This is a genomic window from Mesorhizobium sp. M7A.F.Ca.CA.003.01.2.1 (assembly GCF_003998945.1).
In the GTDB taxonomy this organism is placed as follows: Bacteria; Pseudomonadota; Alphaproteobacteria; order Rhizobiales; family Rhizobiaceae; genus Mesorhizobium; species Mesorhizobium ciceri.
The window spans coordinates 1-5,770 of sequence record NZ_RZRA01000295.1; the positions used below are offsets into that span (position 1 = coordinate 1).

The window sequence follows — 5,770 nt, forward strand, 5'->3', positions numbered from 1 at the left end:
CTTCTTCACCGGAATGCGCACCGACACGATAGTGCCGACACCTTCCCTCGACCGGATCTTCAGCGCGCCGCCCTGAAGCTCGGCCAGCGAACGTGAGATGGCAAGGCCAAGGCCGGACCCGCCATGGCTCTTGGAGAACTGGTTCTGCACCTGTTCGAACGGCCGTCCGAGCTTTCCGAGCGCCTCCTTGGGGATGCCGCAGCCATTGTCCTCGATCGTCAGCACCAGCGCGCCGGATGTGTTGCGGGCCCTGACCGATATGTGGCCGCCGTGGCCGGTGAACTTCACCGCATTGGACAAAAGGTTGATGACGATCTGCTTGATCGCACGGCGATCGGCGACCAGCGTCAGCGCATCGGCAATGCGCGTTTCCACGGAGATGGCCTTTTGCGCCGCCTGCAGCGAAACGACGCGTACGGTTTCGCTGATCAGCGGGCCGAGGTCGATCTCTTCCCGGTCCAGAGAGAACTGGCCGGCCTCGATCTTGGACATGTCGAGAATATCGTTGATGACGCCCAGCAGGTACTTGCCGCTGCTGTTGATGTCGGTGGCATATTCCTCGTAGCGCTCCGATCCGAGCGGGCCGAACAGCCCTTGTTCCATCAGTTCGGAGAAGCCGATGATGGCGTTCAGCGGCGTGCGCAACTCATGCGACATGTTGGCCAGGAATTCGGATTTGGCCCGGTTCGCCGCTTCGGCCCGTTCGGTTTCCTTCATGTATTTGCGGTTGAGGTCGACCAGTTCGCGCGAACGCTCCTCTTCGGCCCGCCGCGCGAGGCTGAGATCATGGATCGTTGCCATCAGCCGTCGCTCACTGTCGACCAGCTTCTCCTGGTGCAGCTTGATCTGGGTGATGTCGGAACCGACCGAGACGATGCCGCCGTCCCGGGTCTTCAGTTCGTTGACCTGCAGCCAGCGGCCATCGGCCAACTGCCGCTCGAAAGTGGCGCCGCCCTGCAGGCCGCTGGTGTGGGCAAGCCGCCTTTCGGAAGCAAAGGCCAGCATGCGTTCTTCCAGAGCCGCGCGCGCGGTGCCCGGCATCACGTCGCGGTCCGAAAGCCCGTTGTCCTGCTGGTATTTGGAATTGCACATGATCAGGTGCTGCGTCGAATCCCACAGCACGAAGGATTCGTTGATGTTCTCGATCGCCGTTCTGAGGCGAAGGTCGGCAGCCTCGGAACGCAGCGCCAGATGACGCTGTTCGGTGACGTCGACGGCGATGCCGATCAGCTGGATCTCCGGCGCTTCCGGATCGATGACCTGTGCCCGCGCGCGCATCCAGACCCATTGGCCATCGGCATGGCGCATGCGGAACACCTGATCGATGTGATCGATCTCGCGAGCGACGATTCTGTTGGCGAGCTCGAACAGGTCGCCGTCCTCGGGATGGATGATCTGATCGACCTCGCCGAAGGACAGCATCGTTTCGCAAGGCTTGTAGCCGAGCATGTCGTACATCGAGCGCGACCAGTACATCTTGCCGCGCACCATGTCCCAGTCCCACAGGCCGCAGCGGCCGCGAACCAGCGCCATGTCGATGCGCTGATGCGCTTCGAGGTAGATGCGGTCGGCCGCCTGCGCACGTGCCGCCTGGCCGAAATAGGCATAGAGGATGACGATCAGCACACCGGCCGTCAGCACGAACAGGGTGACGTTCAGCGAAACGGTCTTGCGCCAGGCATCGAAAACCGCGTCCTGTGGCACCAGGGCCGCCGATGCACCCTTTCCGCCATTCGCCAGGCTGACCGCGGCGTACCAATCCCGTCCGTCGATGTTGACGTCCATGACGCCCGCACGATCGCCGAACATGAACAAGGGCTGGCCGCCCTCGACGAGGCCGTCCAGAGAATGGCCCTGCCATGGCATCGAGCGTGGCGTCACCGCGACGATCTTGAAAGCGCTGTCGGTGATGACAAGCACATGGCTGCGGCCCATCGCGCCCTGACGGCTGGTGGTCTCCAGCAGATCCTGTATGGCGCCGGGCACCGTTTCCGAGGTGGTGGCGAGCGAACTGGCCAGCTGGCCCGCCGCCAGCGTCAGGATCGCCTTGGCATTGCGCTCGACATCGTCGCGCTCGTTCATCAGCGACAGCACGCGCAGCGCCGCGATGACGATCAGGAAGGTGATGATGAGGACGGGTATTGATCGGCGCAGCAGCGGCTCGGCGGCCAGAAACCGCCGGTAGGCCGGTTCGGCGATGAGTCGCGTATTCCCGGCAAGACCGTCGCCGCGCGTCTCACGATGCGCAAAAACCGTCCCTCCGGGCGCGCCCCACGCGTCCGCCTTCGCCATAAATGGCACTCCCCGAATTTGCCTATGCTGCTTGGTGATCCGGCAAACGCCGCACTTCCGAATCGTCAGTAAAGAATCAAAGGTGATTCGCCTTGTCCAGTGGTCCGGCGAAAAAAGATTAAAAATCGACTAAAATAATGGGCTTTCGCTGGCGCAGCGCCTAACGGAAGCCGCTGCTGGCAGGTCCTGGTTGAAATTCACCAGCTTGGCGGCGTGCACGGATCTCCCTTCTGCCACAAGGGGAGAAGGAAGAGAGCGGCTAAGCCAGCGTGCGCTCGACAATATCCCGCAGATCCGCCGACAGGTTTTCGGCGCCGGCGATCGAGAGCAGCGCTTCCCTGGCCTTCGCCTGCCGCAAGGGTTCGAGCGAACGCCAGGATCTGAGCGCCGTCGCCAGCCTTGCCGCCACTTGCGGGTTGCGCTTTTCAACCTCGAGGACGGTTTGAGCAAAGAACCAGTAGCCTTCGCCGTCGGCCCGGTGGAAGCCGGTCTGATTGGCGCTGGAGAAGGTGCCGATCAGCGAGCGCACCCGGTTCGGATTGCCCATCGAGAAGGCCGGGTGGTTGGTCAAGGCCTTCACGGTGTCGACGGTTTGCGGCCCCGGTACGCTGGCCTGGATCTGGAACCATTTGTCCATGATCAGCGGGTCGGACCCGTAGGTCGTCTCGAAAGCCGCCAGCGCCTCGACCGCCTCGGGCGAACCGTGGTGACGATGCGCGAGCACGGCAAGTGCTGCCGCGCGGTCGGTCATGTTGGTCGCGGACTGGAAATGCCCGGCAGCGAGTTCCGCTCCGCCCGGCTGCAGCGACAGATAATCCAGCAGGGTGTTGCGCAAGGCGCGTCGCCCGGCGCTTGCCGCGTCGGGGCTGAACGCTTCTCTGTCGGCAAGGCTGAGGTAGAGGCCCGAAAAAACGTCCCGGTTCGCAGTGCCGATCGCCAGCGCCAGTGCCTCGCGAGCCGCATAGATGGCATCGGGGTCGATGTTCCTGCCGATGTCGCGGGCAATGTCGGCTTCGCCGGGCAGGGCCAGCGCCAATGCCCGATAGGCCGGCTCCAGCGTCTCGTCGCCGGCAATGCTGCCGGCGAGTTCGATCAGCCGCGGCGCAAAGGCCGGCTGCTTGCCGCCGAGGATCTCGCGGAACGCTGATATCAGCGCATCGGTCAACAATGTGTTGAAAGCCTGCCAGCGCGAGAAGGCGTCGCCGTCGTGGCGGGCGAGGAAGAACTGGTCGTCGGCTTTCTGCTCGACGGACAATGTCACCGGCGCCGAAAAGCCGCGGTTGAGCGACACGGCCGGGCGCTCGGTGACGCCTGAAAACCGCACCATGTGGCGACGCTTGCGGATATGGATGACGCCGTCCTCGACGCTGGCGCCCTCGACGCTACTATACGGCACAGGCTTGCCGCCGGCGCCGATCAGCCCGAAAGCGAGCGGGATGTGCATCAGCCGCTTGCGGCTTTCGGAGGGTGTCGGCGGCACCGACTGCTCGATTTCGAGCGTGAACTCCTGCGCGGCCGGATTGTGCGTCGAACTGATCGTCAGGTTCGGCGTTCCCGCCTGATGATACCAGAGCGCGAACTGCGACAGGTCGCGGCCGGACGCATCCTCGAACACCTTGATGAAATCCTCGATCGTCGCCGCGTCACCGTCGTGCCGCTCGAAATAGAGGTCCATGCCGGCGCGAAACACGTCGGCACCGAGAATTGTGCGGATCATGCGCACCACTTCGGAGCCCTTCTCGTAGACCGTCGCGGTGTAGAAATTGTTGATCTCGCGGTAGCGGCGCGGCCGCACCGGATGCGCCAGTGGGCCCTGGTCCTCTGGAAACTGGTGGGCGCGCAAGGTCCGCACCTCGGCAATACGCTTGACCGCGCGCGAGCGCTGGTCGGCGGAGAATTCGTGGTCGCGGAAAACCGTCAGGCCTTCCTTCAGGCAGAGCTGGAACCAGTCGCGGCAAGTGATTCTGTTGCCTGTCCAATTGTGGAAATACTCATGCGCTATGATCGCCTCGATATTGGCGAAATCGGCGTCCGTCGCGGTCTCCCGGTCGGCCAGCACATATTTGTCGTTGAAGATGTTGAGGCCCTTGTTCTCCATCGCGCCCATGTTGAAGTCCGACACGGCGACGATGTTGAAGACGTCGAGATCGTATTCGCGGCCGAACGCCTCCTCGTCCCATTTCATCGACCGCTTCAGGGCGTCCATCGCATAGCCGGCCAGCGTCTCCTTGCCGGGCTCGACATAGATGCCGAGCTCGACCGTGCGGCCGGACAGGGTGACGAAACTGTCCGCGAGCCGGCCGAGATTGCCGGCCACCAATGCGAACAGATAGGACGGCTTGGGGAAAGGGTCGTGCCACACTGCATAATGCCAGCCGTCGCCGAGGTCGCCCTTTTCGAGCGGGTTGCCGTTGGACAGGAGCAGCGGCGCCTCGTCGCGCATTGCCTCCATGCGCACCGTGTAGACGGACAGGATATCGGGACGGTCGAGGAAATAGGTGATGCGGCGAAAGCCCTCGGCTTCGCATTGCGTGCAGTAGACGTGGCTCGAGCGGTAGAGGCCCATCAGGGCTTCGTTGCCCGCCGGCGCCACCTCGGTCTCGATGAGCAACTGGAAGCGCCGCGCCACCGGTGGCTTGAGGATGGTCAACTGGTCGGGCGTCGCCAGCAGATCCGCCGGTTTTACCTTCTTGCCGTCGATCTCGATGTGCTTGAGCGTAAGCCCGTCGCCGTCGAGCACCAACGGAGCCGATGCGGAGACGCCGTCACGGCGCTCTATCGTGAGCACGGCGGTGACACGCGTTGCGTCTGGCGAAAGGCGGAAGGTGAGGTCGGTTTGCGGAATGAGGTAGTCGTTGGGGCGATAGTCTTCGAGCTTGAAGACCTGGCCGGTGTCCGTGCGCATTCCGTGGGTTTTCCTGTCGATTGCGTTGGCGGCGGATTGTGTCCGCTGGTCCAAGAAATTTGAAGTCCGCGCTCTTTACACGAAACGGCCCCTCGACAAAACTGAGGCAATGCCTATTTCAGGCGTTCGTTCTCCTGTCATCATCACGAGGCATCCATGACCGTCGTCACACCGAAATTCGGCATGGGCGCATCCGTGCTGCGGCGCGAGGATGCCGCCTTCATCCAGGGCCAGGGCCGTTATACCGACGACATCCAGCCGGCTGGCGTCCTGCATGGCTATCTCCTGCGTTCGCCGGTCGCCAAGGCCAGCTTCACCATCGGTTCGACCGAGGCGGCGAAGGCCGCACCTGGCGTCCATCTGGTACTGACCGGCAAGGACCTTGCCCATCTCGGCGATCTGAAATCCGGCGTCATGCAGGAACAGCCGGACGGCACCAAGGCGCCGACGCGCGACATCCCGATCCTGTGCCGCGACCGCGTCAACTATGTCGGCGATGCCGTTGCCTTCGTCGTCGCCGACAGCCGTGCCTTGGCGCAGGATGCCGCTGAATTGATCGATGTCGACTATGAC

At 63.3% G+C, this 5,770-nt stretch carries 2 protein-coding genes and 1 pseudogene; 1 reads left to right on the plus strand and 2 read right to left on the minus strand.

Annotated features, from left to right (window positions below):
* Together EN969_RS14065 and pepN are read right to left on the minus strand one after the other, a co-directional pair.
* The coding region (locus EN969_RS14065; RefSeq protein ID WP_127419190.1) for a PAS domain-containing sensor histidine kinase at positions 1–2,292 on the minus strand (2,292 nt) is incomplete at its 3' end.
* Positions 2,293–2,551: 259 nt separating this feature from the next.
* Entirely contained in the window at positions 2,552–5,197 is a 2,646-nt protein-coding gene (pepN, locus tag EN969_RS14070; protein WP_063167698.1) for an aminopeptidase N, read from the minus strand.
* A 156-nt stretch (positions 5,198–5,353) separates the two neighbouring features.
* Here pepN and EN969_RS14075 point away from each other — a divergent pair.
* Positions 5,354–5,770: pseudogene (locus tag EN969_RS14075) on the plus strand (xanthine dehydrogenase family protein molybdopterin-binding subunit); the annotation flags it as partial.

Excerpts from the sequence above, each read along its gene's own strand:
- pepN (WP_063167698.1), bottom strand. The coding sequence starts at position 5,197 with ATGCGCACGGACACCGGCCAGGTCTTCAAGCTCGAAGACTATCGCCCC.